We start from the raw sequence: 22,928 nt of genomic DNA on the forward strand, positions 1-22,928 counted from the left end.
TCCTGTGCCGCGCCAATATACACCTTGGAGTGCACTCGTCCGCCCCGGTTCCCGGGATGCCCTGCAAAAACGCCCGCGATTGCGGGCGTTTTTAACGGGGAGCTCCGGAATCTCAGGCTTTGCCTTGGGAGGCGACTGCAGCAGCAGCCTTGGCGGCTGCTTCGGCATCGCCCAGGTAATAGTGGCGGATCGGCTTCAAGTCAGCATCCAATTCGTACACCAAAGGGATACCGTTAGGGATGTTCACGCCGACGATGTCGTCATCAGAGATGTTGTCTAGGTACTTGATCAGGGCGCGGATAGAGTTTCCGTGTGCCGCCACCACAATGCGTTTGCCTGCCTTGATCGCGGGTGCCATCGATTCATTCCAGAACGGAATCACGCGTTCCACGGTGTCTTTCAGGCATTCGGTCAAGGGTACTTGGTCGGCCGGCAGCTTGGCATAGCGGATGTCGGAGCGTTCGCTGCGGGGATCATCGGCTTCCAGTGCGGGTGGGGGGGTGTCGTAGCTGCGGCGCCAGACCAACACTTGCGCATCGCCGTATTGCTTTGCCATGTCAGCCTTGTTCAGGCCTTGCAGAGCGCCGTAATGGCGTTCGTTCAGGCGCCAGCTGTGCACCACGGGCAACCAGGTGCGGTCCATTTCGTCCAGCGTGTGCCACAGGGTGCGGATCGCGCGCTTGAGCACACTGGTGTAAGCCACGTCAAACTCGTAGCCGTCGGCTTTGAGCAGGCGTCCGGCAGTTTTGGCTTGCTCTACGCCAGTGGGGGTCAGGTCGACGTCGGTCCAACCGGTAAAGCGGTTTTCCAGATTCCAGGTGGATTCGCCGTGGCGTACGAGAACAAGTTTGTACATGGTGCAGGGATCAAGGGTTGAGAAAACCGGCCTCGGGGGCCGGCGGGTCAAGACGCGTCATTCTAAAATGTCGGCTTCGCGTGAAGTAACCAAGAAGGAACAAAGTGAAATTTATTATCGATAACTGGATGTTGATTGCTATCGCGCTGTCATCCGGGGGAATGCTGATGTGGCCGGTATTGCAGGGTGCAACCGCAGTGGGCATTGACTCTGCTGGCGCCATTCAGTTGATCAACCGGGAAAAGGCCAATGTGGTTGACGTGTCAGACGCGACTGAATTCGCAGCCGGGCACATTGTGGGTTCCAAGAATGTTCCCTTGGCTGAGCTGGAAGCCAAGCTTGCGGGCTCTGTCAAGAACAAGACGCTTCCCTTGGTGCTGGTCTGCCAGTCGGGTGCACGTTCCGCCAAGGCGGTGGATATTGCCAAAAAACTGGGTTACGAGCAGGCTCAATCGCTGCAGGGCGGGCTCAAATCCTGGAAAGCCGCTAACCTGCCGGTTGAAAAGGCCTGATTCAGGCCCCAGAACCGAGGAAATTGAATATGCAAGCCGTCAAGATGTACACCACCGCTGTCTGCCCCTATTGCGTGCAGGCCAAGCGCATTCTTAAGTCCAAGGGCGTGGAAACCATTGAAGAGATCCGGGTGGACGCGAATCCCGATGAGCGCATGAAAATGATGGAGATCACCGGCCGGCGCACGGTGCCCCAGATCTTTATCGGCGACACCCATGTCGGCGGTTGCGATGATTTGATGGCGCTGGACAGCCGAGGCGGCTTGCTGCCATTGTTGGGCGCTGCGGCCTGACATAATTCCCCTCAGCGAATTTTGTTTTCGTAGCCCGTCGGTGTTGTGCCGGCGGGCTTCTGTTTATCTAGAGAGACTTTAGCCATGGCTGACCAAGAACCCGTATTCCAAATCCAACGCGTCTATCTGAAAGAGGCTTCGCTGGAGCAACCCAATTCCCCCGCCATCCTGCTCGAGCAGGAACAGCCTTCCGTCGATATCCAGTTGGGTGTGGAAGCTGCTCCCGTTGCAGAAGGCGTGTTTGAAGTGTGCGTGACCGCCACTGTGCAAACCAAAATCAAGGACAAGACCGTGTTTCTGGTCGAAGCCAAGCAAGCCGGCATTTTCGAAATCCGCAACTTGCCGCAAGAGCAACTGGGCCAGATCATGGGTATTGCTTGCCCGCAAATCGTCTACCCCTACCTGCGCGGTAACGTGGCGGACCTGATTCAGCGCGGCGGTTTCCCCCCCGTGCACCTGTCGGAAATCAACTTCCAGGCCATGTACGAGCAGCAGCAAGTTGAAGCTGCCGGTGCAGCTGCCGGCACATTGCCCCAGTAAGCTTTTGCCAGGGGTATTGGCCGTTGGCGCCCGTTGAATAAGCGCGAGCAGCTATGAAAATCATAGTAATCGGCGCCGGCGCCTGGGGTACGGCGCTGGCCATCAGCGCCGCGCGCAACACGCGCAACCGCCACGACGTCACCTTGTGGGCCCGCGATGCAGAAGCGGCGTCCACCATGAATGCTGAGCGGGTCAATGCGCGCTATCTACCCGATTGCAGCTTTCCCGCCGGCCTTACGGTCAGCTCAGCCCCTTTGCGCGATCTCACCCGCCCTGGGGAGGGTGTCGGTGCCGTGGACCTGGTCATCATCGCCACGCCTATGGCAGCCCTGCGTAGTACTTTGCAGCTGGTCGCAGATCTGGAATGCCCGGTTGCATGGCTGTGCAAGGGCTTTGAGGCGCCTGTCGCTGAGGGTATGGGCTTGTTGGGCCATGAGGTGCAACACGCGGTAGCACCCAGATTGCTCGCCGGCGTTTTGAGTGGCCCCAGCTTCGCCCAGGAAGTCGCAGCCGGCATGCCTACGGCACTGGTGGCTGCGAGTGCGCATGAGAGCGTGCGCCGTGCTTTGGTGGATGCTTTCCACAGCGCAGAGTTGCGTGTGTATGCCAATGATGACGTGGTGGGTGTGGAGGTGGGCGGTGCCGTCAAGAACGTGCTCGCGATCGCCACCGGCCTGTGCGACGGTTTGAACCTGGGCCTGAACGCGCGTGCCGCGTTGATCACACGGGGCTTGGCAGAGATCACCCGGCTAGGCATGGCCTTGGGTGCCAAAGCCGAAACCTTCATGGGCCTGAGTGGTTTGGGTGACTTGGTGCTGACGGCGACTGGCGACTTGTCCCGCAATCGCAAAGTCGGCCTTGCGTTGGCCCAAGGCAAAACGCTGGACCAGGCAGTGGCAGAGCTTGGTCATGTGGCAGAGGGCGTCTACAGCGCTCGTACCGTCTGGCAGCGCGCAGCCAGCCTCGGGGTCGCTATGCCGATAACCCAAGGCGTGGTCGATCTTCTGGATGGAAAACTGCAGGCCCACCAGGCGGTCATGGCACTGATGGGCCGGGGGCCCGCAGCCGAGGTCTACTAAACCCCGCTGCGCAAGGCCTTACTGGGCTGCAGCCACTTTGGCGGCGATGTGGGCCATGGCTTCTTCAACCTGGTCCACCAGCACCAAGCACAGCTCGCCGGCCTGTAGTTTGTCCATGGCAGTATCAATCGCCAGGAACTCGCCGAACACTTCGGACTGCTGTTTGGTGCGCTTGGCATTTGCCAAGCCTGCGCGCAGCAGAGCCAACACCTCGCCGTCGTTGCGGCCACGCTGGCACTGGTCTTCAAACATCACCACCTCATCAAAGGCGTCGCCCAGAATTTCGGTTTGCTGGCGGATGTCCTGATCACGCCGGTCGCCGGCGCCGCTGATCACTACTGAGCGGCGGCTTGCAGGCAAGGCTTGTACGGCTTGCACCAACGCCAACATGGCGTCCGGGTTGTGGCCGTAATCAGCAATCACGGTAGCACCGCGGAACTTGAACATATTGAAACGACCAGCTGCGTTGTGGCTGTCGTTCGAAAAGTTGGCCAAGCCCTTGCGGATCACGTCCCAGTCCAATCCTAGGGACCAGGCCGCGGCCACGCTGGCCATGACGTTGTCTACTTGGAAGCCGATGGCTCCGCCCAAGGTGATGGGCACATCTTCCAAGGGAATGGATTGCAGCATGTCGCCTTTGCTGGCGATCAGGTGCTTGCCTTCCACGTAAACCACCGCCTGCCCTTGGGCCCGGTGGGTGGCCATTACCGCGTTGTTTTTGTCGGCGGCAAAGAAGATGACTTCCCCTTTGCACTTGGCCGCCATGGACGCGACGATGGGGTCGGCCGCATTCAACACCGCCGCACCGGTGGACGCCACGTTTTGCACGATCACGCGTTTAAGCACTGCGAGTTCGTTGACCGTGGTGATGTAGTTCAGCCCGAGGTGGTCGCCGCTTCCGACATTGGTGACTACGGCGACATCGCATTTGTCGAAAGCCAAGCCTTCGCGCAAGATGCCGCCCCGTGCAGTTTCCAGCACAGCCGCATCCACATCGGGGTGCAACAGGACACTCTTGGCACTCTTGGGGCCACTGCAGTCGCCGGTGTCAATGCAGTCGCCGTTCACGTATACGCCATCGGTGTTGGTCATGCCGACCTTCAAGCCGTTTTGTGTCAGCAGGTGCGAAATCAGGCGAACGGTGGTTGTTTTGCCATTGGTGCCGGTGACCGCAACGATGGGGATTCGTCCGTCCTGTCCTTTTTTGAACATGCTGCTGATGATGGCTTCGCCCACAGCGCGGCCTTTGCCGAAGGAAGGAGACAAGTGCATGCGCAAACCGGGTGCCGCATTCACTTCCACGATGCCGCCGCCTTGCTCTTCCAGAGGGCGGAGGATGGTGTCGCACACCACGTCCACACCGCAAATGTCCAAGCCCACCATGTGTGCTGCGGCAATGGCGCGAGCGGCCACTTCGGGGTGCACGTCGTCTGTTACATCGGTAGCAGAACCGCCGGTGGACAGATTGGCGTTGTTGCGCAAGTTCACGCGTTGGCCCTTGGCAGGCACAGATTCGGCATTGAAGCCTTGGGTCGCCAGCGTGGCTTTGGCAATCTCGTCAAAGCGGATTTTGGTTAGCGACGTGGCATGCCCCGATCCGCGGCGCGGGTCGGAATTTACTTGGGCCACCAGCTCTGCAATCGTGTGTACGCCATCGCCGACCACCTTAGGGGGGTCTCGGCGTGCCGCGGCTACCAACTTGTCGCCCACGACCAGCAAGCGGAAGTCGTTGCCAGGCATAAAGCGCTCGACGAGGATGTCGTCGCGGAACTCCTTGGCCACGGCAAATGCTTTGAGCAATTGCTCTTTGCTGGTGATGTTGACCGTGACGCCCTTGCCCTGGTTGCCGTCGTTGGGTTTCACGACCACCGGCAAACCGATTTCTTGGGCTGCGGCCCATGCGTCCTCTGCATCGACTACCGAGCGTCCACCCGGGACCGGCACGCCCGCTGCGGACAGCAGCTTTTTCGTCAGCTCCTTGTCCTGCGCAATGGCTTCGGCAATCGCGCTGGTCACGTCCATCTCGGCGGCCTGAATGCGGCGTTGCTTGCTGCCCCAACCGAAGCGCACCATGCTGCCTTCGGTCATCCGGCTGTAGGGAATGCCGCGTGCTACTGCTGCGTCCACTATGGAGCCGGTGCTGGGCCCCAAGCGTACGTCTTCATCCAATTCACGCAGTTCGTCCAACGCAGCCGGCAAGTCAAAAGGGGTGTCGTTCAGCGCAGCGTTGCACAGCTTTTCAGCCAACTCCATGGCCAGGCGGCCCACCTCTTCTTCGCTGTATTCCACGACGACCTGGTAGGTGTTTTCGTCCACCGTAGGTGTCGTGCAGCTGAAGGTGACGGGGCATCCCGCTTGCGCCTGCAAACCCAGGGCCGCCAATTCCAATACCCGTGCGAGCGACACGCTTTCCGCGTGGCCTACCGGTTGGAACGGGCTGATTTCGGGGAATCGGGCGCGCAGCTTGTCTTCAAACCCGGGAATGGACGATACCGCTGCCTCTTGGGCAGTGCAGATCACCACAGACTGGATGGCCGTGTGGTGGCTCCACAGATTGGGGCCGCGCAGGGCGCGGATACGGGTGACTTCCATAGTGGGCTCAGTAAGGAGTTTTCTTGGGGTTGGATTCGAAGGTGCGCAGTCCGGCGCCAATCAATTCCACGGGGATATCAAGCGCCCAAGCGGCGCCGATGGCGGCCATCACCATTTCAGGTTTGGCTGCCTTGGCAGGTTTGAGGGTCGCAAGGGGCAGCACCGCCATTTCGATGGTGCCTTCCACCAGAACAATTTCGCCATCCCGTACAAACAAGGCGCGGCCTTCTTTGGCGCGGTGGGCGACGATCGCCGCATTGTCTGCATCGGGTGCGTAGAAGATGACTTTGCCGTCACACAGATCGGCCAGTTCCACCACTTGCGGATCGGTCGCATTCAGCACAGCCGTGCCGGTTGGCAAAACCACATCAACTTGCGTCCGCGCCACTTTGTAGGTTTGTTCCGCATCGAGAATGTCGAACTCCGCCAGATCAGGGGTGCAGCTGATGTCGGTCACTACGCCCACGGCGCAGCGGTCATACGCCAGACCTTCCGCGAGGATCATGCGGCTGCTGTTTTCAAACACAGCTGCTTGCACCGAGCGGTTGATAAGCAGGCGCTGGCTGGGCTCCCAATGGGCACTGTCTTTGGCGTCGATCTGGCGACCATCCAGGTACAGGCCTTCGCTGCAAGCCAGGCCCACATGCTTGCCACTGATGTGCACCAGCCAAGCGATCAAGCGCGCCAGTCGGCCTGTGTGCTGGGTACCTGTGACACCGATGACCGGGATTCGCGCATCGGCTTCCGGGGCAAACAGGTGTTCCACAATGGCTTTGCCCACATTGCGCGGGGTGCCGATGGCAGGCTTGATGTGGAACAGCAAACCGGGGCTGGCATTCACCTCAATCACGGCGCCTCGTTGGCTCTTCATGGGTTTGGAGCAGTCCTCCATCACCATGTCGATGCCGGCTATATCCAGGCCCACAATGCGTGCCGCAAGTGCAGCAGTAGCTGCCACGGTGGGGTGCAGTTCGTCGGTCACATCCCACGCCACATTGCCGTTACGCTGGATCAGGACTTTCTGGTCTTTGGCGGGTACGGAGGCGGGCGTCAGTCCGGCGCGGCGCAATTCCAGTTGAACTTCCGGGCTCTTTTCCGGTTCGATAGGCGAGAGAGGCAGTTCTTCAGCCTCGCCGCGGCGAGGGTCGGTGTTGATCTGCGCATTCACTAGCGTAGTGACGGTGCTGGTGCCATCTCCGATGACCCAAGCGGATTCGCCGCGGGCAGCTGCGACCACCCGTTTGCCTACTACCAGCAGGCGGTGCTCGTTACCGGGTATGAACTTTTCCACAATCACGCTGCCGCCGCTTTGTTCTTTGGCCACGTGGAACGCCGTTTCGATGCTGGCTTTGTCAGACAAATCCAAGGTGACACCCCGGCCGTGGTTGCCGTCGTAGGGTTTGACGGCCACAGGTAGCCCGATGTCCTGGGCTGCTTCCCAGGCTTTCTCGGGCGAATTGACCAAAGTACCCTCAGGCACTGGCACACCGCAGGATTTGAGCAAGCTTTTGGTCAGGTCCTTGTCGCTGGCAATCTCTTCGGCAATCGCAGAGGTCTGGTCTGTCTCAGCCGTCCAGATGCGGCGCTGGGCAATGCCATAGCCCAGTTGCACGAGGTTGCCTTCTGTGAGGCGGATAGAGGGGATGCTGCGGTCGGTCGCTGCATCCACAATATTGGAAGTGCTGGGCCCGAGGCACAGGGAGTCCACCATGTCACGCAGCTCGGTGATTTGGGCGTCCAGCGCATAAGCGGTGTCGTTGATGGCGGCCATGATCAGGTCACGTGCCACCACCAAGGCCTTACGCCCGATCTGTTCCTGCCGGGTGCGGAATGCAATCTTGTAAACACCGGGCTTGGACATCTGGCGGGCCTTGCCAAAGCTGGTTTGCATGCCGCTCAGGTTCTGGATTTCCAGCGCCACATGTTCCATGATGTGCGCGGCCCATGTGCCTTCACGCAGGCGCTCGAGAAATCCGCCACGGACACCGGGACTGCATTTGTGCTCAATCAAGCCGGGCAACCAAGTGGTCAGGCGTTCGTAAAAGCCGGGCAGGGTGTTGGAGGGGTGGTTTTCCAGCTCACCAATGTCAACCCAAGCCTCGATGACCGGGCGGTAGGTCCAGATGTTGGGCCCGCGGAGGTGGGTCACCCGAAGAATTTCGATATTTTTCTTGGCTGTCATTGGAATGTGGGAAAAGAGCGGTCCACCATTGTTACGCTTTATGCGTTGTGTATTTTCGCTCACTGATGATGCGGAAACCTGCCTGATTACGCTAGCGCGTAGTATCGACGGCCTGAAGTTGGACTTGCCGCAGGGCATGTCACCCTAGAAAACTGATTCAAATTCACCCTTTTTGCGATCCATGACCACAGAAGCCCCTGCTTTAACCACGCTGTCCGGCGAAATGCCGTCCATTTGGCGTGAAGCGGTCCAAAAACAACTCCGCCCCCAAGAGAACGTGTTGGCCACCCTGGAGGTTGACCTTGACCAGCAGCTGCGCTTCGTCAAAGGTCTGGTTGTGCTGACCGACCAGCGTTTGCTGTCTTGTGCGGGCACCCAGCAGGTGTGGACTTCCTGGGACCTGCAGGCCGGCCAGAAGTTGCTCCATCATGACCACGCGGGCGTGGGTCATATTGATTTGCTGGACGCCAATGCCTTGTTGGGCAGCTGGCGCTTCACGCTGGGACAGAACCTGCTGGCCATACGGTTGGCGGACCAATTCCAAGCTCAACTGGAAAGCACGGTTTCGGGGCGGCCTCTCGCGCAGGCCTTGACCAACGTCTGTCCGAGCTGCAAAGCGCCTCTGGAGCCCGACCAGGAAGAGTGCCCGGTGTGTACCAAGGTGGTTCATACCCCGCCCAGCACCTGGACGCTGTTCCGCCTCTGGCGTTTTGCCCGGCCCTACAAAGGCCAGTTACTGTTGGGTTTTGTGCTGACCTTGTTAGGGACTGCCGCTAACCTGGTGCCGCCTTACCTCACGATGCCCTTGATGGACAACGTGCTGATCCCGTTCCAGAACGGACAAAAGATCGACCCCATGCTGGTGGGTATGTACATGGGGGGACTGTTGGGCTCTGCCTTGCTGGCGTGGATCCTGAGCTGGGCCAAGACTTACATCCTCGCCCTCGTCTCAGAGCGCATAGGCGCTGATCTGCGCACCACAACGTATGAGCATTTACTGCGTTTGTCGCTCGAGTATTTCGGTGGCAAGCGCACGGGCGACCTGATGTCGCGCATCGGCAGCGAGAGTGACCGGATTTGCGTGTTCCTGTCTTTGCACCTGCTGGACTTCGCGACCGACGTGATCATGCTCACCATGACGGCAGTCATCCTGTTTTCCATCAACCCGTGGCTGGCGGTGGTGACTTTGGTGCCCTTGCCATTCATTGCCTGGATGATCCATTTCGTGCGGGACCGTCTGCGCACGGGTTTCGAGAAAATTGACCGGGTATGGGGTGAAGTGACCAACGTGTTGGCTGACACCATTCCCGGCATCCGTGTGGTCAAGGCGTTCGCGCAGGAGCGTCGCGAAGCCACCCGATTCCGCGAGGCCAACAAACACAACCTCGCGGTGAACGACCGCATCAACAAAATCTGGTCTTTGTTTTCCCCCAGCGTTTCTTTCTTGACGGAGCTGGGCCTGTTGGTGGTCTGGGCCTTCGGTATCTGGCAGGTGTCCAAAGGCGAAATCACGGTCGGTGTGTTGACGGCCTTCATTGCCTATATCAGTCGCTTCTACGGCCGCTTGGATTCCATGAGCCGCATTGTCTCTGTCACGCAAAAGTCTGCTTCCGCCGCCAAGCGCATTTTTGACATTCTGGATCACGTCTCCAGCGTGCCTGAGCCGGTCAACCCGGTGCCCATGGGCAAAGTCCAGGGCAGCATAGAGGTGCGAGATGTGGGATTCCGCTACGGTAATCGTGAAGTCAACCGTGGGATCAACCTCAGAATCGCGCCCGGAGAAATGGTGGGGTTGGTCGGACACAGCGGCTCGGGAAAAAGCACGCTGGTCAACCTGATCTGCCGTTTTTACGATGTGTCCGAAGGCGCCATTCTGGTGGATGGGGTGGATATCCGCTCCTACGCCATTTCAGACTACCGGCAGAACATCGGTTTGGTGCTCCAAGAGCCCTTCCTTTTCTTCGGCACCATCGCGGACAACATCGCCTACGGCAAGCCGGACGCGACCCGTGCCGAGATCATCGCCGCCGCCCGCGCCGCGCATGCGCATGAATTCATCCTGCGCTTGCCACAGGGTTATGACTCCATGGTCGGCGAGCGCGGTCAGGGCTTGTCCGGCGGAGAGCGTCAGCGCATCTCGATTGCGCGTGCCTTGCTGATTGACCCGCGCATCCTGATCCTGGACGAGGCCACCTCGTCGGTGGACTCTGAGACCGAGAAGGAAATTCAGAAGGCGCTGGAGAACCTGGTGCAAGGCCGCACCACCATTGCGATTGCCCACCGGCTCTCCACGCTGCACCGGGCTGATCGTCTGGTGGTGCTGGACCGCGGCAAGGTGGTGGAAGAAGGAACCCATGACGCTCTGATGGCAAGCGTTGGTGCGTACTTCAATCTGTACCAGGCCCAGGCTCGCAACAACATGATGGAGGAGGCCGCATGAGCGCGCTATACACCGTAACCGCCAGCCGCTTCACCCTGGAGCGCACACCTTTTGGCAAGCTGGTGCTTACCAATGAGTCGGGTGAGCGCTTTGAGGACGTGGTGCCCGTGCGCGCCTTCCCGATCCAGTCGCCGGAGGACGGTATTTCGCTGGTTAGCACTGATGGCAAGGAGGTCGCCTGGGTGGACCTGCTGTCCGATGTGCCCCAGCCCGCCCAAGACCTGATCCGGGCGGAACTCGCTACCCGTGAATTCATGCCGGTGATTGAACGCATCGTGTCCGTCACCAGCTACTCCACACCCTGTACCTGGACCGTGGAAACTGACCGTGGTACCACGGAGTTTGTGCTGCGCGGTGATGAAGACATTCGCCGTATCGGCAAAGACAACGCCTTGCTGATTGCAGATGCCCACGGCATTCAATACCTGGTGCGCGACCAGTTTGCTATGGATACCCATAGCAAGCGGGTACTGGACCGCTTCCTGTAAAGAAAAAGGCACCCGAGGGTGCCTTTTCTCATGAGGCCTGGAGTGCTCAGGCTTTGATGGTGAAGCCTGACAGGTGTTGCGCGAGGTGCATGGCGTGCGCCTGCTCATATTGGGGTTTGGTCAGTGCGCCATAGGCGAAGTGAGGCTTGAGCTCTCCACTCCATTGCGCAAACGCTGTGATGGCTTTTTGCAAACGCTCCACCGCCGCAGCGGCAGGGGTATCGCTTGCCAGCACCGGTGCGCCGGGAATGGGTTCCGCCAGGTTGTGGCTCATCTTGCCGCGCCAGCTGAACACGCCGAATGCGGCAGCACCCACGGTTTTTTGAAACAGGGCCGACTTGGGTTCGGGAAACCCGCTCATCGAAAACTCAATGCTCTGGGCGCAATGCTCCAGCGTTTGGCTCCAGCTGAACACAGCGGCGCTGTCCAGGGCCGGCGCCTGTGCAAGTCGCATCACCTCTTCTTGTGCAGCGGACAGTGTGCTGAACTGCAAGCCGCGGTCCTGGCCAGCGGCACAGGCGGTGAGCATGCCGCCTGTAGCCAGAACAGAGAGGGCGGCGCCGCGGGTGAGGCAGGCACGACGTTCGGGGTTGAATTGCGTTGTCATACGAGAGTCAGGGAGTCAGATTTCCATGTTGTCGATCAAGCGGGTCGTGCCCAACCGCGCTGCGGCCAGTACGACTTTGGCATCACCTGCTTGTGGCGTCTGCAGATCGCTTTGCCGGCGCACGGCCACATAGTCGGGAAACCAGCCTGCGGCGCGCAGGGTTTGCATACCCTCATGCTCCAGGCGGGCCAGGTCGGTCTCTCCCTGACGCACGCTGTCCACGATGTGGCGCAAGGTCCGGGACAAGAGCAGTGCCTCTTCGCGTTGTGCCGGGGTCAGGTAGCCATTGCGGCTCGACAGGGCGAGGCCTGCCTCATTGCGCTGGGTTTCGCCACCGATCACATCAATCGGCAAGGCGAATTGCTTGACCATGTTCCGTATCACCATCAGCTGCTGGTAGTCTTTTTTGCCGAATAGGGCAGTGCGGGCCTGTGTCACTGCCAACAACTTCATCACCACGGTGCACACCCCGATGAAAAAGCCGGGACGGAAGTGGCCTTCCAGAATGTCTGCCAATTCGGTGGGCGGGTGCACCTTGAATGTTTGCGCCTGCGGATACAGCTCGGACTCTTTGGGTGCAAACACGATGTCGCAGCCCGCCGCTTCCAGATGTTCACAGTCGGCTTCCAAGGTGCGGGGGTAGGTGTCGAAATCTTCGTGTGGCGCGAACTGAAGCCGGTTCACAAAGATGGTGGAAATCGTCACGTCCCCCAGTGGCTTGGCCTGACGCACCAGCGCCAAGTGACCCGCATGCAAATTGCCCATGGTGGGCACCACGGCAGGGTGACGGTACTGGCTGAGCGCCTCGCGCAGCTCGGCAATCGTGTGAATCAGTTGCATAGATAAACAGAAGGGAAGTTACGACCAGAGATACCGCCGGTCTGGCTTTGCCAGTCGGCTGGTATCGTCCCCTTGAGGGGGGAAGCGCCGGAGGCGCTCCTGGGGGGAGCCACAGTCACCAAGCGTGGATGGCGTCATCCGGGAAGCTGCCGTTTTTGACGGCGGCCACATAGGCTTCCATGGCACCGCGGATGCTGCTGGCCTCCAGCATGAAGTTGCGCACGAACTTCGGGTTCTTGCCCAGATTCACGCCCAGCATGTCGTGCAACACCAGCACCTGGCCGGCGGTGCCTTTACCGGCACCTATGCCTATGGTGGCGCAGTTCGGCAGTTCGCGGGTCAGCTCTGCCGACAAGGGGGCGGGCACCATTTCCAGCACCAACAGGGATGCGCCAGCATCCTGCAATTCGTGGGCTTGCTTTTTCATCACGTCGGCAGCGGCATCCCCACGGCCTTGGACGCGGTAACCACCCAAGGCATGCACCGTTTGCGGGGTGAGCCCCAAGTGGGCGCAGACCGGAATTCCCCGCTCCACGAGAAACTGCACCACTTCGGTGGTCCAGCCGCCGCCTTCAAGCTTCACCATGTGGGCGCCGGCTTGCATGATCACGCTGGCGCTGCGGATGGCCTGCTCTTTGGATTCCTGGTAGCTGCCAAAAGGCAGGTCGCCGATCAGCCATGCTGTGCCTTGCGCACGGCGCAGGCCGCGGGCCACGCTCTCGGTGTGGTAGGCCATGTCGTCCAGCGTGACGCCCACGGTGCTGTGGCGGCCCTGGCAGACCATGCCCAGCGAGTCGCCCACCAGAATGCACTCCACACCTGCCGCATCGGCTACGGCGGCAAAGGTCGCGTCATAGGCGGTGAGCATGGTGATTTTTTCACCACGGGTGTGCATCTCCTGGATGCGTGGCAGGCTGATGGGCTTGCGCGTGGATGGCGGAGATGCCGGGGGCAGCGTGCCGTAGGGAGTCGCGTTGGTTGCGCTGGAGGCTTGTTCACCGGTCGGGTTCAGGGCCATGGAGGACTCCAAAAATCGGGATTACAAATCGGGCATGCCGAGGGTTTGGCGAAAGTGGGGCGAATACTAACCGCAGTTGCGCGCCCTGAAATAGAGGGCCCGGCTCAGGTAGGTGAATACGCCAGGCGCACATAGATGGGCGCGAAGGCTTCGGCCTGGGTGATTTCGATCAGGGTTTCCTTGGCCAGCTCCAGCAGGGCGATAAAGGTGACCACCAGCACCGGCACACCCTGGGTCGTATCAAACAGGTTCTCAAACCCCACAAAGCGCTGACCCTGCAGCTTTTTGAGCACGATGCTCATGTGCTCACGCACCGAGAGCTCTTCCCGGCTGATCTTGTGATGCTGCACCAGCTTGGCCCGCTTGAGGATGTCGCGCCAGGCGGTTTGTAGCTCGTCCACCGACACATCGGGGAAGCGGGGCTTGAGGCTTTGCTCGATGTAGACGTTGGCCTTCAGGAAGTCGCGGCCGTATTGGGGAATGGCATTCAGCCGCGCGGCGGCGAGCTTCATCTGCTCGTATTCCAGCAGGCGGCGCACCAGCTCGGCCCGGGGGTCTTCGGCTTCTTCGCCCTCGGCGGTCTTTTTGGGGGGCAGCAGCATGCGCGATTTGATCTCGATCAGCATGGCCGCCATCAGCAAATATTCGGCGGCCAGTTCCAGATTGCGCTTGCGGATCTGGTCCACATAAACCAGATACTGTTTGGTCACGCTCAACATCGGGATGTCGAGGATGTTGAAGTTTTGCTTGCGGATCAGGTAGAGCAGCAAGTCCAGCGGGCCTTCGAAGGCCTCCAGAAACACTTCCAGCGCGTCGGGCGGGATGTACAGGTCCTGCGGCATGGCGAACAGGGGCTCGCCATACAGGCGCGCCAAGGCCACCTGGTCCACCACGTCAGGCATGTGCCCGAGTTCGGCGCCCCCGGAGGAAACGCCTTCGGTGCTGGAAGTCATGATGCTATTAAATCAGGAGCTGCTCACGCAGATTCGGCGGGCGCTGGAGCCTGATTGGATGCTTAATCGTTCTTGGTCTGGTAAACGTATGGCTTTTGCGCGACTTGGGCGCTGCGGAAGCCTTTCCAGGCCATGCGGTCCACCACTTTGTCCCACAGCAGGGCGCGTCCCTTGCGCTGCTCGGCTTCCAGCGTCGGCTTGGCGACCTTGAGCTGGTCGATGAACTGGGTGGCTTCGGAGCGGTAATCGGGGCGGCGGAAGATGTTCATGGGAATGTCCTAATTTGCTGCATTTTAGCGGCTGCCAGTGCCTCAGGTCTTGTCGCCGCTCTGGCCGGTGCGTACCTGGTCAGCATGCGGGTGGGGGGCCAGGGGTTGGGGCAGCGTGCGTTCTGGGGCATCGCGGTCCACCATCACCGTGTTGGCGAACTCATCGTCGGCCGATTTGGCTTTGCGTTTCTTGAACCAGTTCAGGAGCCCGCCTCCAAACGCCAATGCCGCAATGGCCGCTACTTTCCAGAACTTGGCCAGAAACACGGCCAGCGTGGCAAACAGCCCCAGTTTTTTGCCTACAGCGCCTACCACCAAGGCGGCAAGGCCGTATTCGGCTACGCGGTCGGTGCTGGAATTGAAGTCGGTGTAGCGCTTGCCCTCGGCGAATTGCATCGCGTCCAGCAGCGTGTGGGCGGCGGGCTTGTAGGTCGGCAACACGTTCAGGTCGGTCACCAGGTTCATGCTGAAGTAGCCTTCACGGCCGAGCGCGAAGGTGTTGTAGTTCACGCCTTGGGGCTCGCTCTCAGCGGCACCTTTGTCGCGGGACGACATGGCCCAGGCCAGGCGATGGGTGTTGGCGTCATAGGTGGGTTTTTGTGCCCACCCCAGAATTTCCATCTCGGGCACACCCATCTTCTTGCGTTCGGCATTGGCTGCCTCGGTGCCGTCTTTGTAGCTTTGCAGCAGTTCGTCCACATCCCAGTTTTTGGCATCGTCGTCCTTGACGTAGCCTGAACGCTCAAAGCGGATGGTCATGAACCAGGGCGCATCGCCATCGGGAAACACCAGGCCCTGCAGACGTTCGTCATTGCCGGGGTTGCCCATGGCATTGAGCACTTTGGTGGCGTGGGGCTGGGGAATGTAGGTGTGGCCCGCGGGCAGCGCCAAGGTGCCTTGCACGGTGTCCTGCACCTTGAGCGAAATTTGCGCCGGGCCCGCTTGTGCAGCCGCTTTGGCTTCCGCCCAGATGCGTTCTGATTCTTCCTTGCTGATAGCTTGCGCGCCTGCCGTGGCGTGCCAGATGAACGCCAACGCGAGCAATGCTTTCAAAAAACCATGTTTCATGGGGGCCTCGAGTGCGCGAGTCAAAAGAGCGTGCATTCTGGCATGCCCTGTGGCTGCAATCCGGGTGAAAGGCAGGCGGGTTATCCTCAGGCTTATGAGCACTTTTGACTTTTCTTCTGCCGACATTGCTGCCCTGGCGCAGGCTGATGTGGCGCGCGCTTTGTCTGAAGACGTGGGCGCTGGCGACCTGACCGCTTCGTTGATCGACCCCACCCGCCGCGCCCGTGCGCGCGTCCTGGCCCGTGAGTCGGCCGTCATTTGCGGCGAGCCTTGGGCCACTGCGGCCGTGCGCGCCCTGGACCCGTCGGCCGCCATTATTTGGCACGTGCGTGAAGGCCAGCGCTGCCAGCAAGACCAAGTGGTGGTCGAGATGGAAGGCAACGCCCAGGCGCTGCTGACCGCGGAGCGCACCGCGCTGAACTTTTTGCAGCTGCTCAGCGCTGTGGCCACCAAAACCGCCACCTTTGTGGACGCAGTCAACGAAGTGCCCGGCAACCGCGCCGCCATCGTGGACACCCGCAAAACCATTCCCGGCCTGCGCTTGGCGCAAAAACACGCCGTCAAGACCGGTGGCGGCACCAACCACCGCATCGGCCTGCATGACGCCGTGCTGATCAAGGAAAACCACATCGCAGCCGCTGGTGGCGTGACCGCAGCCCTGCAACGCGCCACCCAGTTTGCCGCCACCGCCAAGTTCATCGAGGTGGAAGTGGAGACGCTGGATCAACTGCGCGAAGCGCTGGATTGCGGCGCCAAGATGGTGCTGCTGGACAACATGACGCTGGCCCACTTGGTGCAGGCCGTGGCCATCAATGCCGGCCGCGCGATTTTGGAAGTGTCTGGCGGCGTGAACCTGGACACCGTGCGGGCGATTGCCTCCACCGGCGTGGACCGCATCTCCATCGGCGCACTGACCAAAGACGTCAAGGCGACCGACTTTTCCATGCGATTCGAGGACCTTTGATGAGTGCCAGTGATGTGATCGACGTGGAGTACGAGCAGCCGGCTTGCTCTACCAAGCACGCCTGGGCCCGCGTACCCGTAGAGCCCACCCCGGATGAACGCAGCGCGCTCAAAGACAAGATCAAGCGCCTGCTCAAAGAAAAGAACGCGGTCATGGTGTCGCACTATTACGTGCACCCCGACCTGCAGGATCTGGCGGAAGAAACCGGCGGCCTGGTGAGCGATTCGCTGGAGATGGCCCGCTTCGGCCGCGACCACAGCGCGCAGACGCTGGTGGTGTCAGGCGTGAAGTTCATGGGCGAGACCAGCAAAATTTTGTCGCCGCACAAGACCGTGCTGATGCCAGACCTGGACGCCACCTGCTCGCTGGACCTGGGCTGCCCTATCAGTGAATTCAACGCCTTTTGCGATGCCCAACCCGACCGCACCGTGGTGGTCTACGCCAACACCAGCGCTGCCGTGAAGGCGCGTGCCGATTGGTTGGTGACCAGCAGCTGTGCGCTGGATATCGTGAAAGCGCTCAAAGACAAGGGCCAAAAGATTTTGTGGGCGCCCGACAAGCATCTGGGTGGCTACATCCAGCGCGAAACCGGCGCTGACATGGTGTTCTGGGAAGGCGCCTGCATCGTGCACGACGAGTTCAAGGCCTTTGAGCTGGAAGCGCTGATCAAGGAGCACCCCAAGGCCAAAGTTCTGGTGCACCCCGAGTCGCCGAAAGAGGTGGTGGCCCTGGCGCACGCCGTGGGTTCCACGAGCGCCATCCTCAAAGCTGCGCAGACCCTGGACGCTGACACCTTCATCGTGGCCACCGACAACGGCATGCTGCACAAGCTGCGCACGCTCAACCCCGGCAAGATCTTCATCGAAGCCCCCACCGCGGGGAACAGCGCCACCTGCAAAAGTTGCGCCCACTGCCCCTGGATGGCCATGAACGGCTTGGCCGGTGTGGCGCGGGTGCTGGAACACGGACTGAATGAAGTCCACGTGGAAGCCCGCTACCTCGACCGCGCGCGCCTGCCGATTGACCGGATGCTGGCGTTTACCGCTGCGCTGAAAAATGGGCAGCCGGTGGGCGGATTGATCCCGAATATCGGGGCGGCTTGAGGTCGGATTCGTAGTGTTTTTCGCCTCTGGCGCCCGTGGAATCTGTGTGAATAGCTCCTGAAACCATAGCGTTATCAACCATGCGGATCAGCGTTGCAGCTTATTTCTTGCTCGCTTCCATTGCCGGCGCCTTGTTGACGGTAGGCTCGGTTGCGGCCCAGTCGCCGGTGCCGGGGCACGCACTCCGGTTTGATGGTGTCTACCGGTCGGGCCCGGATGCAGACAGTGCCGGTGGCGAATACTGCGCCTACTTGCGCTTCTACCCCAAGGGTGGGGTGGTTGGTGTCAGCAGCGAATGCACCGAAGACACGCCCAAGCGGATGCGCAATTGGTTGACGTGGACCAACGCCAGGAAACCGGGGTCCGGCCTGCAAACAGGGTCTTACAAATTCCAAGAAGGCACCATCGCGTTTGTGACCCGCAGCGAGTACGGCAAGGTCAGCTACCGCGGCGTGGTTGCGGGTGATTCCCTGAAGCTGGACTCCCGCTCTTCCATCAACGGGCACGTTGATTCGGACACTTATGCGTTCGTGGACTGGTCGCGCTGAGCTTTAGCCATCAACGCCCAACACGACTAAACGGCATCCACTGCGCTGGAGTTGCAAATGGTTGAACCTTCAGAGGTCTGAGGGTCTGCGCAAGCAACTGTTTATTTGATGGCGGATGGATCGCACAGGCCCACAAATGGATGTGCTTTTGCCTCTCAACCCCAGATGTAACAGTGTCATAAAAGCTTCACAAATTAGTCATTCAATAGGGTTTACCCGCCCCGATCTGGGGTGCTTCCACCCTTGAGGTTGCCATGCGCGTATCCACCCGGCTGTTTGTGTTGGTTGCCAGTCTGGCGGCCTTGTTATTGGTGATAGGCGGCTTTGGTGTTTATGGGGCGCGGCAGTCCAACGACGCGTTGCGCATGGTGTACCAGGAGCGCACGGTGCCCGCAGTGGCACTGGGGCAGATTGATGCGCTGACCTTCAGCAGCCGCATGCATGTGGCACAGGCCTTGGCCAACCCCTTGCCCGATGTGATTGCGTTCAGCGTCAAAGAAATTGCCGCCAACCAAAAACAAATCGCCGGTACCTGGGCCCAGTACCGCGAGCACCCGCTCGATGGCGAGGCTGAGGCTTTGGCCGCTGATTGGGAAAAAGCATTCAAAGCGTATGACGATCAAGGCCTCAAGCCCGCCGTGACTGCCTTGGTGGAGAACGACATCACCACCGCGCAGGCCGCCATGGTGGAGAAAATGACGCCCTTGTCTGCGCCCGTGAACCGCAGTATTCAGGCGCTGCAACAAATCCAGATTGAAGGCGCCAGGACGGAGTTTGAAGCCGCTGGCACCCGTTATCGTGCGCTGTGGTGGGGCAGTGTGGGTCTGATCGGTTTCGGGCTGCTCTGCGCCATCACGTTCGGATGGAGCACCGTGCGCAGCATCACCGCCCAGCTGGGCTGCGAGCCGGCGCAAGCCAACGAGGTCGCGCAGCGCTTGAGCGCAGGCGATTTCAGCGCGGATTTGCGCACCGCGGCTGCCCCCCACAGCCTGATGGCACAACTCGGAGAGATGCAACACAGCCTGAGCGAGGTGGTGGCGCGCGTGCGGCAGTCGTCCGAAGCGGTGTCGGGTGCGAGTGTCGAAATCGCCTCCGGCAACCACGACCTCTCCAGTCGCACCGAGCAGCAAGCGGGGGCCATTCAGCAAACGGCCGCCTCCATGGAGGCGCTGGGCGATACTGTGCGGGTGAATGCCCAACGCGCAGCGCGTGCGGATGAGTTGGCGCGCACTGCGTCCAACGCAGCCACCCAAGGCGGCGAAGTGGTCGCCAATGTGGTGAGCACCATGCAGGAAATCAACGACAGCTCGCGCCGCATTGTGGACATCATCAGCGTGATCGACGGGATTGCGTTCCAGACCAACATCCTGGCGCTGAACGCCGCGGTGGAGGCAGCGCGTGCCGGCGAACAAGGGCGGGGCTTTGCAGTCGTGGCCTCTGAGGTCCGTTCGTTGGCAGGGCGTTCTGCGGCCGCGGCCAAAGAAGTCAAAAGCCTGATCGACGCGAGCCTGGAGCGGGTGGAGCGTGGCAACGCGCTCGTGGCCAAGGCAGGGCAATCGATGTCGCAAGTGGTAGGCTCTATCCGCCATGTGACCGACATCATGGGCGAGATCAGCGCCGCCAGCACGGAGCAAAGCACAGGAGTGGAGCAGGTGGGCCAAGCGATTGCGCTCATTGACCAGACTACGCAGCAAAACGCAGCCATGGTCGAAGAAATGGCCGCTGCGGCTAGTGGCCTGCGGCATGAGGCGCAGCAACTGGTGGAGTCGGTGGCTTTCTTCAAGCTCGGCCACCAGAGCCCTGCGCTGCGAGCGCCTACAGTGCTCGCACTGCGCTGATTGTTCAGACCCTCAAGTCACTATTTCCGTAGGCAGGCCTGCAGCCTGCCAGGCAGCTAAGCCGCCTTCGAGAAAGCGGGCATTCAGTCCCATCACCTGCAGTGCTGTGGTCAACCCCTGGCTGATTTCACGTCCGTGCACACAGTACAAAACCACTGGCAGGTCTTTGGGGATCTGGTCTTTCCAGTCCAGCCAAAGGGCCGGGTCGTGCCATTGCGCGAGGGCAATTTGGGTGTCATCGGACTGGCGGGCCTTGTCGCGCCGCACGTCCAGCAGGGTCAAGGCTTGGCCTTCATCTTGCAGTTGTGCGAGTTCGTGGCTGGTGATGGAGTTCATGGGGCTTTCCTAACGGATCAATGAAATAAGTACACCGGCAAGCGCACTCGCGGCGATCACGTGGATCACATTGCGCTTGTAGCGAAACAGAGCGATGGCAGCAGCCAAGGCAAGACCCGCAGCCACCACGTCAAACGAGCCAGTAAAGCCTTGCGGCCACAACACGTGGTACCCGAAGAACAGAGCCAGGTTCACGATCACCCCCACGACCGCTGCGGTAATGCCGGTCAGTGGCGCGGTGAACTTCACTTCGTTGTGCGTGCTCTCGACGAGCGGGCCCCCGGCCAGAATGAAGATGAAGGACGGCAGAAACGTGAACCAGGTGACCAAGCCCGCAGCGATGGCGCCTGCCATAAACAAATGCTCCTGGCCCAGCACGGCGTTGGCGTATCCCCCCACAAAAGCCACAAACGCCACGACCATGATCAGCGGGCCCGGCGTGGTTTCGCCCAAGGCCAGCCCGTCGATCATTTGGGTGGGCGTGAGCCATCCATAGTGCCCGACGGCCCCCTGATAAACGTAAGGGAGCACTGCATACGCGCCACCAAACGTGAGGAGTGCGGCCTTGGTAAAAAACCAGCCCATCTGGGTGAAGGTGTGGTTCCAGCCCAGGCTCCAGGCCAGCGCCCCCATGGGGAGTGCCCACAGCAGGGTGCCTGCCAGCAGCACTAGGCTCAGCCGGCTCCAACGGAAGCGCGCGTGGTCGGGCGTGGCAGTGTGGTCGTCAATGATGGCGGCACCGTAGTGCTTTGCAGCACCGCCGTGCCCACCCGCGCTATGGAACAAGGCAGGTACCCATCGCCCACCGGCATAGCCCAGCAATGCCGCACCCAGAACGATGAGGGGGAAGGGCAGTTCCAGCGCAAAAATAGCGACGAACGAAGCAGCCGCAATACCCCACAAGGCATTGTTTTTCAGTACCCGTGCGCCGATGCGATGTGCTGCTTGCAGCACGATGGCGGTTACTGCGGGTTTGATTCCGTAGAACATGCCGGCGACCCAGCCCACATCACCAAAGGCGATGTAAACCCAGGAGAGCCCGATCAAGATAAATAAAGAGGGCAACACAAACAGCGCCCCGGCCACCACACCGCCCCAGGTCCGATGCATGAGCCAGCCGATGTAGGTAGCGAGCTGCTGTGCCTCGGGGCCGGGCAGCAACATGCAGTAGTTCAGCGCATGCAGAAAGCGCTTTTCGGAGATCCAGCGGCGCCGCTCCACCAGCTCGGTGTGCATGATGGCAATTTGTCCTGCGGGCCCGCCAAAGCTCACAAAACCCAGCTTGAGCCAGAAGGCGAAGGCTTGCCAGAAGCTCACAGGCTCCGGGCTCTTGGTGGTGTTCAAGGTGTCAGTTGCCATGGGGGGGGGCGGAGTTAGTCGCAGGTTCAAATTGATGGAGGAGGGCATCGAACACGACACTGGCTGCGGGCAGCAGCGCATCGTCATCGGGGATAGTGGCGCGCAAGCCTGCTAGCACCGACTCCACGCCGATGGCCTCAGGGGGCTGCACGCCACCCGCATCCAGAAAGTGCACCAGCGCGCCCAAGCGTTGCAGGGCCGGTATTTCCAGCGCGAAGCTGGCGAGCAGCACTTCAAACGTGACGTGGCCCTCTGTATGGCTGAAGGTGGCGCCGTCAAAGTCAAATCCCAAGGCATCGGCAGGGCAGTCCTGCGGTTGCGCCAGCCAGACGAAGCGGGCCTGCGGGTCGATATGGCGTCGGATCAGCCAGGCGCTGGCCAAGCGGTCTACCCATGGGCGGGCTCGTGTAGCCCAGGTGCGGCCTTGGTAGTGCGCGCGCTGCAGTACTGCGATAGGTCCTGCCAACGCCTTCGGTTCGTCGGGTGCAGCTGCGCGGGCGATGGCGGCCTCCAGGGCCTGCAGTGCCGTGTCGACTTGGAGTTGTGCCTCACCCGGGAAGAAATCAGTGTCCGCCACCTGGACAAAAGCCTTGCGCGCTTTGCGACAGAGCCGCGTGGCCTCCGCTCTGTCGCCCGTAGCCAGCAGGGCCTGAATAGAAGGCAGATCCGCCAGCAGCGCGGCAAAGTCGGCGCTGCGGTCAAACAGGGGAGTGAAGCTGGCATTGGCCGGCTCCTGCACGGCCATCACATACGCGCTGCCGCCGCCCGCCAGCACATCGGCGGCGACCGACTCCAGCACGAGCCGACATGCGGGGCGTTCGGGCATCACATAGACACCATCTTTCAACACTGCTGCACCACTGGCTTTGAGCGCACGCCAAGCGCGCATGCGGGCGGTTGCGTTTTCGGTAGGCAGGCTGGTGATGAGGGTAATCCAAGACATTGGTAGATTATTCTTCAAATTTGTAATATATCCTACATATTTTTTGGGAGACGTCTGCGTGGGGATTGAAATAGACTGCGTGGCATATAGGTATTGCGCG

At 60.6% G+C, this 22,928-nt stretch carries 22 protein-coding genes; 10 read left to right on the top strand and 12 right to left on the bottom strand.

Translation table 11 applies throughout. From position 1 onward, the window contains the following. Positions 1-112: 112 nt before the first annotated feature. Positions 113-856 (bottom strand): 2,3-diphosphoglycerate-dependent phosphoglycerate mutase, encoded by a 744-nt coding sequence (gene gpmA / locus AEP_RS17675; protein ID WP_087496613.1) that lies wholly within the window; start codon positions 854-856, stop codon positions 113-115. A 104-nt stretch (positions 857-960) separates the two neighbouring features. On the opposite strand from gpmA, the gene AEP_RS17680 reads away from it, so the two are divergent. From AEP_RS17680 to AEP_RS17695, 4 genes are all read left to right on the top strand, one after another. After that, entirely contained in the window at positions 961-1,368 is a 408-nt protein-coding gene (locus tag AEP_RS17680; protein WP_087496614.1) for a rhodanese-like domain-containing protein, read from the top strand. A gap of 29 nt (positions 1,369-1,397) precedes the next feature. Next, positions 1,398-1,661, top strand: coding sequence for a glutaredoxin 3 (gene grxC, locus AEP_RS17685; RefSeq protein WP_087496615.1), 264 nt, complete (start codon positions 1,398-1,400; stop codon positions 1,659-1,661). Between the two features lie 84 nt (positions 1,662-1,745). Next, positions 1,746-2,201, top strand: a complete 456-nt coding sequence (gene secB / locus AEP_RS17690; RefSeq protein ID WP_087496616.1) for a protein-export chaperone SecB — start codon at positions 1,746-1,748, stop codon at positions 2,199-2,201. Between the two features lie 53 nt (positions 2,202-2,254). Next, positions 2,255-3,280: an NAD(P)H-dependent glycerol-3-phosphate dehydrogenase gene (locus AEP_RS17695; RefSeq protein ID WP_087496617.1), complete on the top strand. Its 1,026-nt coding sequence runs from the start codon at positions 2,255-2,257 to the stop codon at positions 3,278-3,280. Between the two features lie 18 nt (positions 3,281-3,298). Here the strand turns inward: AEP_RS17695 and cphA are convergent, their stop codons facing one another. Together cphA and AEP_RS17705 are read right to left on the bottom strand one after the other, a co-directional pair. After that, entirely contained in the window at positions 3,299-5,872 is a 2,574-nt protein-coding gene (cphA, locus tag AEP_RS17700) for a cyanophycin synthetase (protein WP_087496618.1), read from the bottom strand. 7 nt (positions 5,873-5,879) lie between these two features. Further along, a complete protein-coding gene (locus AEP_RS17705; RefSeq protein WP_087496619.1) occupies positions 5,880-8,054 on the bottom strand; it encodes a cyanophycin synthetase in 2,175 nt (724 codons plus the stop codon). 181 nt (positions 8,055-8,235) lie between these two features. Between AEP_RS17705 and AEP_RS17710 the strand changes: the two genes are divergently transcribed. Together AEP_RS17710 and AEP_RS17715 are read left to right on the top strand one after the other, a co-directional pair. Beyond that, on the top strand, positions 8,236-10,494 hold the full coding sequence (locus AEP_RS17710; protein WP_198301850.1) for a cyanophycin metabolism-associated ABC transporter: 2,259 nt from the start codon (positions 8,236-8,238) through the stop codon (positions 10,492-10,494). Further along, the gene (locus tag AEP_RS17715) at positions 10,491-10,982 is read left to right on the top strand and encodes a cyanophycin metabolism-associated DUF1854 family protein (protein ID WP_087496620.1); all 492 of its coding nucleotides are present in this window, start codon (positions 10,491-10,493) and stop codon (positions 10,980-10,982) included. The genes AEP_RS17710 and AEP_RS17715 overlap by 4 nt, the downstream gene beginning before the upstream one ends. 46 nt (positions 10,983-11,028) lie before the next feature. On the opposite strand, the gene AEP_RS17720 is transcribed toward AEP_RS17715, so the two are convergent. The 6 genes from AEP_RS17720 to AEP_RS17745 form a co-directional block, all read right to left on the bottom strand. Then, on the bottom strand, positions 11,029-11,589 hold the full coding sequence (locus AEP_RS17720) for a DUF1569 domain-containing protein (RefSeq protein WP_087496621.1): 561 nt from the start codon (positions 11,587-11,589) through the stop codon (positions 11,029-11,031). Positions 11,590-11,604: 15 nt separating this feature from the next. After that, entirely contained in the window at positions 11,605-12,429 is an 825-nt protein-coding gene (gene panC / locus AEP_RS17725; RefSeq protein ID WP_087496622.1) for a pantoate--beta-alanine ligase, read from the bottom strand. A 115-nt stretch (positions 12,430-12,544) separates the two neighbouring features. Further along, entirely contained in the window at positions 12,545-13,447 is a 903-nt protein-coding gene (gene panB, locus AEP_RS17730) for a 3-methyl-2-oxobutanoate hydroxymethyltransferase (protein WP_087496623.1), read from the bottom strand. Positions 13,448-13,551: 104 nt separating this feature from the next. Continuing rightward, a complete protein-coding gene (locus tag AEP_RS17735) occupies positions 13,552-14,400 on the bottom strand; it encodes a segregation and condensation protein A (RefSeq protein WP_087496624.1) in 849 nt (282 codons plus the stop codon). 62 nt (positions 14,401-14,462) lie between these two features. Then, positions 14,463-14,669, bottom strand: a complete 207-nt coding sequence (locus tag AEP_RS17740) for a DUF3460 family protein (RefSeq protein ID WP_087496625.1) — start codon at positions 14,667-14,669, stop codon at positions 14,463-14,465. A gap of 42 nt (positions 14,670-14,711) precedes the next feature. Beyond that, complete coding sequence (locus AEP_RS17745; RefSeq protein WP_087496626.1) at positions 14,712-15,737, bottom strand: DUF2167 domain-containing protein; 1,026 nt, start codon at positions 15,735-15,737, stop codon at positions 14,712-14,714. 94 nt (positions 15,738-15,831) lie between these two features. Here AEP_RS17745 and nadC point away from each other — a divergent pair, with 94 nt between their 5' ends. The 4 genes from nadC to AEP_RS21300 all read left to right on the top strand — a co-directional run bounded on the left by nadC (position 15,832) and on the right by AEP_RS21300 (position 20,190). Next, a complete protein-coding gene (gene nadC / locus AEP_RS17750) occupies positions 15,832-16,701 on the top strand; it encodes a carboxylating nicotinate-nucleotide diphosphorylase (protein ID WP_087496627.1) in 870 nt (289 codons plus the stop codon). After that, positions 16,701-17,804 (top strand): quinolinate synthase NadA, encoded by a 1,104-nt coding sequence (nadA, locus tag AEP_RS17755; RefSeq protein WP_087496628.1) that lies wholly within the window; start codon positions 16,701-16,703, stop codon positions 17,802-17,804. Before nadC ends, nadA begins: the two co-directional genes overlap by 1 nt. Before the next feature lie 80 nt (positions 17,805-17,884). Next, complete coding sequence (locus tag AEP_RS17760) at positions 17,885-18,352, top strand: hypothetical protein (protein WP_087496629.1); 468 nt, start codon at positions 17,885-17,887, stop codon at positions 18,350-18,352. 254 nt (positions 18,353-18,606) lie between these two features. Continuing rightward, entirely contained in the window at positions 18,607-20,190 is a 1,584-nt protein-coding gene (locus AEP_RS21300; RefSeq protein WP_087496630.1) for a methyl-accepting chemotaxis protein, read from the top strand. Between the two features lie 12 nt (positions 20,191-20,202). Here AEP_RS21300 and AEP_RS17770 read toward each other — a convergent pair whose 3' ends face one another. From AEP_RS17770 to AEP_RS17780, 3 genes are read right to left on the bottom strand one after another with little or no spacing between them, the layout of a single operon-like run. Then, positions 20,203-20,526 carry a rhodanese-like domain-containing protein gene (locus tag AEP_RS17770; protein ID WP_087496631.1) on the bottom strand — a complete coding sequence of 108 codons (324 nt, stop codon included), beginning with the start codon at positions 20,524-20,526 and terminating at the stop codon, positions 20,203-20,205. Between the two features lie 9 nt (positions 20,527-20,535). After that, positions 20,536-21,885: a chromate efflux transporter gene (gene chrA / locus AEP_RS17775; RefSeq protein ID WP_087496632.1), complete on the bottom strand. Its 1,350-nt coding sequence runs from the start codon at positions 21,883-21,885 to the stop codon at positions 20,536-20,538. After that, positions 21,875-22,828, bottom strand: coding sequence for a chromate resistance protein ChrB domain-containing protein (locus tag AEP_RS17780; RefSeq protein ID WP_087496633.1), 954 nt, complete (start codon positions 22,826-22,828; stop codon positions 21,875-21,877). The genes chrA and AEP_RS17780 overlap by 11 nt, the downstream gene beginning before the upstream one ends. Between the last annotated feature and the right edge of the window lie 100 nt (positions 22,829-22,928).

The sequence above is a fragment of the Curvibacter sp. AEP1-3 genome, assembly GCF_002163715.1.
GTDB lineage: Bacteria > Pseudomonadota > Gammaproteobacteria > Burkholderiales > Burkholderiaceae_C > Allorhodoferax.

What these genes read in the sequence shown, in the direction of transcription:
- AEP_RS17710 (WP_198301850.1), top strand. Translation starts at nt 8,236, where the DNA reads ATGACCACAGAAGCCCCTGCTTTAACCACGCTGTCCGGCGAAATGCCG.
- cphA (WP_087496618.1), bottom strand. Translation starts at nt 5,872, where the DNA reads ATGGAAGTCACCCGTATCCGCGCCCTGCGCGGCCCCAATCTGTGGAGC.
- secB (WP_087496616.1), top strand. Translation starts at nt 1,746, where the DNA reads ATGGCTGACCAAGAACCCGTATTCCAAATCCAACGCGTCTATCTGAAA.
- AEP_RS17705 (WP_087496619.1), bottom strand. Translation starts at nt 8,054, where the DNA reads ATGACAGCCAAGAAAAATATCGAAATTCTTCGGGTGACCCACCTCCGC.
- AEP_RS17745 (WP_087496626.1), bottom strand. Translation starts at nt 15,737, where the DNA reads ATGAAACATGGTTTTTTGAAAGCATTGCTCGCGTTGGCGTTCATCTGG.
- AEP_RS17780 (WP_087496633.1), bottom strand. Translation starts at nt 22,828, where the DNA reads ATGTCTTGGATTACCCTCATCACCAGCCTGCCTACCGAAAACGCAACC.
- AEP_RS17715 (WP_087496620.1), top strand. Translation starts at nt 10,491, where the DNA reads ATGAGCGCGCTATACACCGTAACCGCCAGCCGCTTCACCCTGGAGCGC.
- AEP_RS21300 (WP_087496630.1), top strand. Translation starts at nt 18,607, where the DNA reads ATGCGCGTATCCACCCGGCTGTTTGTGTTGGTTGCCAGTCTGGCGGCC.
- AEP_RS17735 (WP_087496624.1), bottom strand. Translation starts at nt 14,400, where the DNA reads ATGACTTCCAGCACCGAAGGCGTTTCCTCCGGGGGCGCCGAACTCGGG.
- panB (WP_087496623.1), bottom strand. Translation starts at nt 13,447, where the DNA reads ATGGCCCTGAACCCGACCGGTGAACAAGCCTCCAGCGCAACCAACGCG.
- AEP_RS17740 (WP_087496625.1), bottom strand. Translation starts at nt 14,669, where the DNA reads ATGAACATCTTCCGCCGCCCCGATTACCGCTCCGAAGCCACCCAGTTC.
- AEP_RS17695 (WP_087496617.1), top strand. Translation starts at nt 2,255, where the DNA reads ATGAAAATCATAGTAATCGGCGCCGGCGCCTGGGGTACGGCGCTGGCC.
- gpmA (WP_087496613.1), bottom strand. Translation starts at nt 856, where the DNA reads ATGTACAAACTTGTTCTCGTACGCCACGGCGAATCCACCTGGAATCTG.
- grxC (WP_087496615.1), top strand. Translation starts at nt 1,398, where the DNA reads ATGCAAGCCGTCAAGATGTACACCACCGCTGTCTGCCCCTATTGCGTG.
- AEP_RS17760 (WP_087496629.1), top strand. Translation starts at nt 17,885, where the DNA reads ATGCGGATCAGCGTTGCAGCTTATTTCTTGCTCGCTTCCATTGCCGGC.
- AEP_RS17770 (WP_087496631.1), bottom strand. Translation starts at nt 20,526, where the DNA reads ATGAACTCCATCACCAGCCACGAACTCGCACAACTGCAAGATGAAGGC.
- panC (WP_087496622.1), bottom strand. Translation starts at nt 12,429, where the DNA reads ATGCAACTGATTCACACGATTGCCGAGCTGCGCGAGGCGCTCAGCCAG.
- nadA (WP_087496628.1), top strand. Translation starts at nt 16,701, where the DNA reads ATGAGTGCCAGTGATGTGATCGACGTGGAGTACGAGCAGCCGGCTTGC.
- nadC (WP_087496627.1), top strand. Translation starts at nt 15,832, where the DNA reads ATGAGCACTTTTGACTTTTCTTCTGCCGACATTGCTGCCCTGGCGCAG.
- chrA (WP_087496632.1), bottom strand. Translation starts at nt 21,885, where the DNA reads ATGGCAACTGACACCTTGAACACCACCAAGAGCCCGGAGCCTGTGAGC.
- AEP_RS17720 (WP_087496621.1), bottom strand. Translation starts at nt 11,589, where the DNA reads ATGACAACGCAATTCAACCCCGAACGTCGTGCCTGCCTCACCCGCGGC.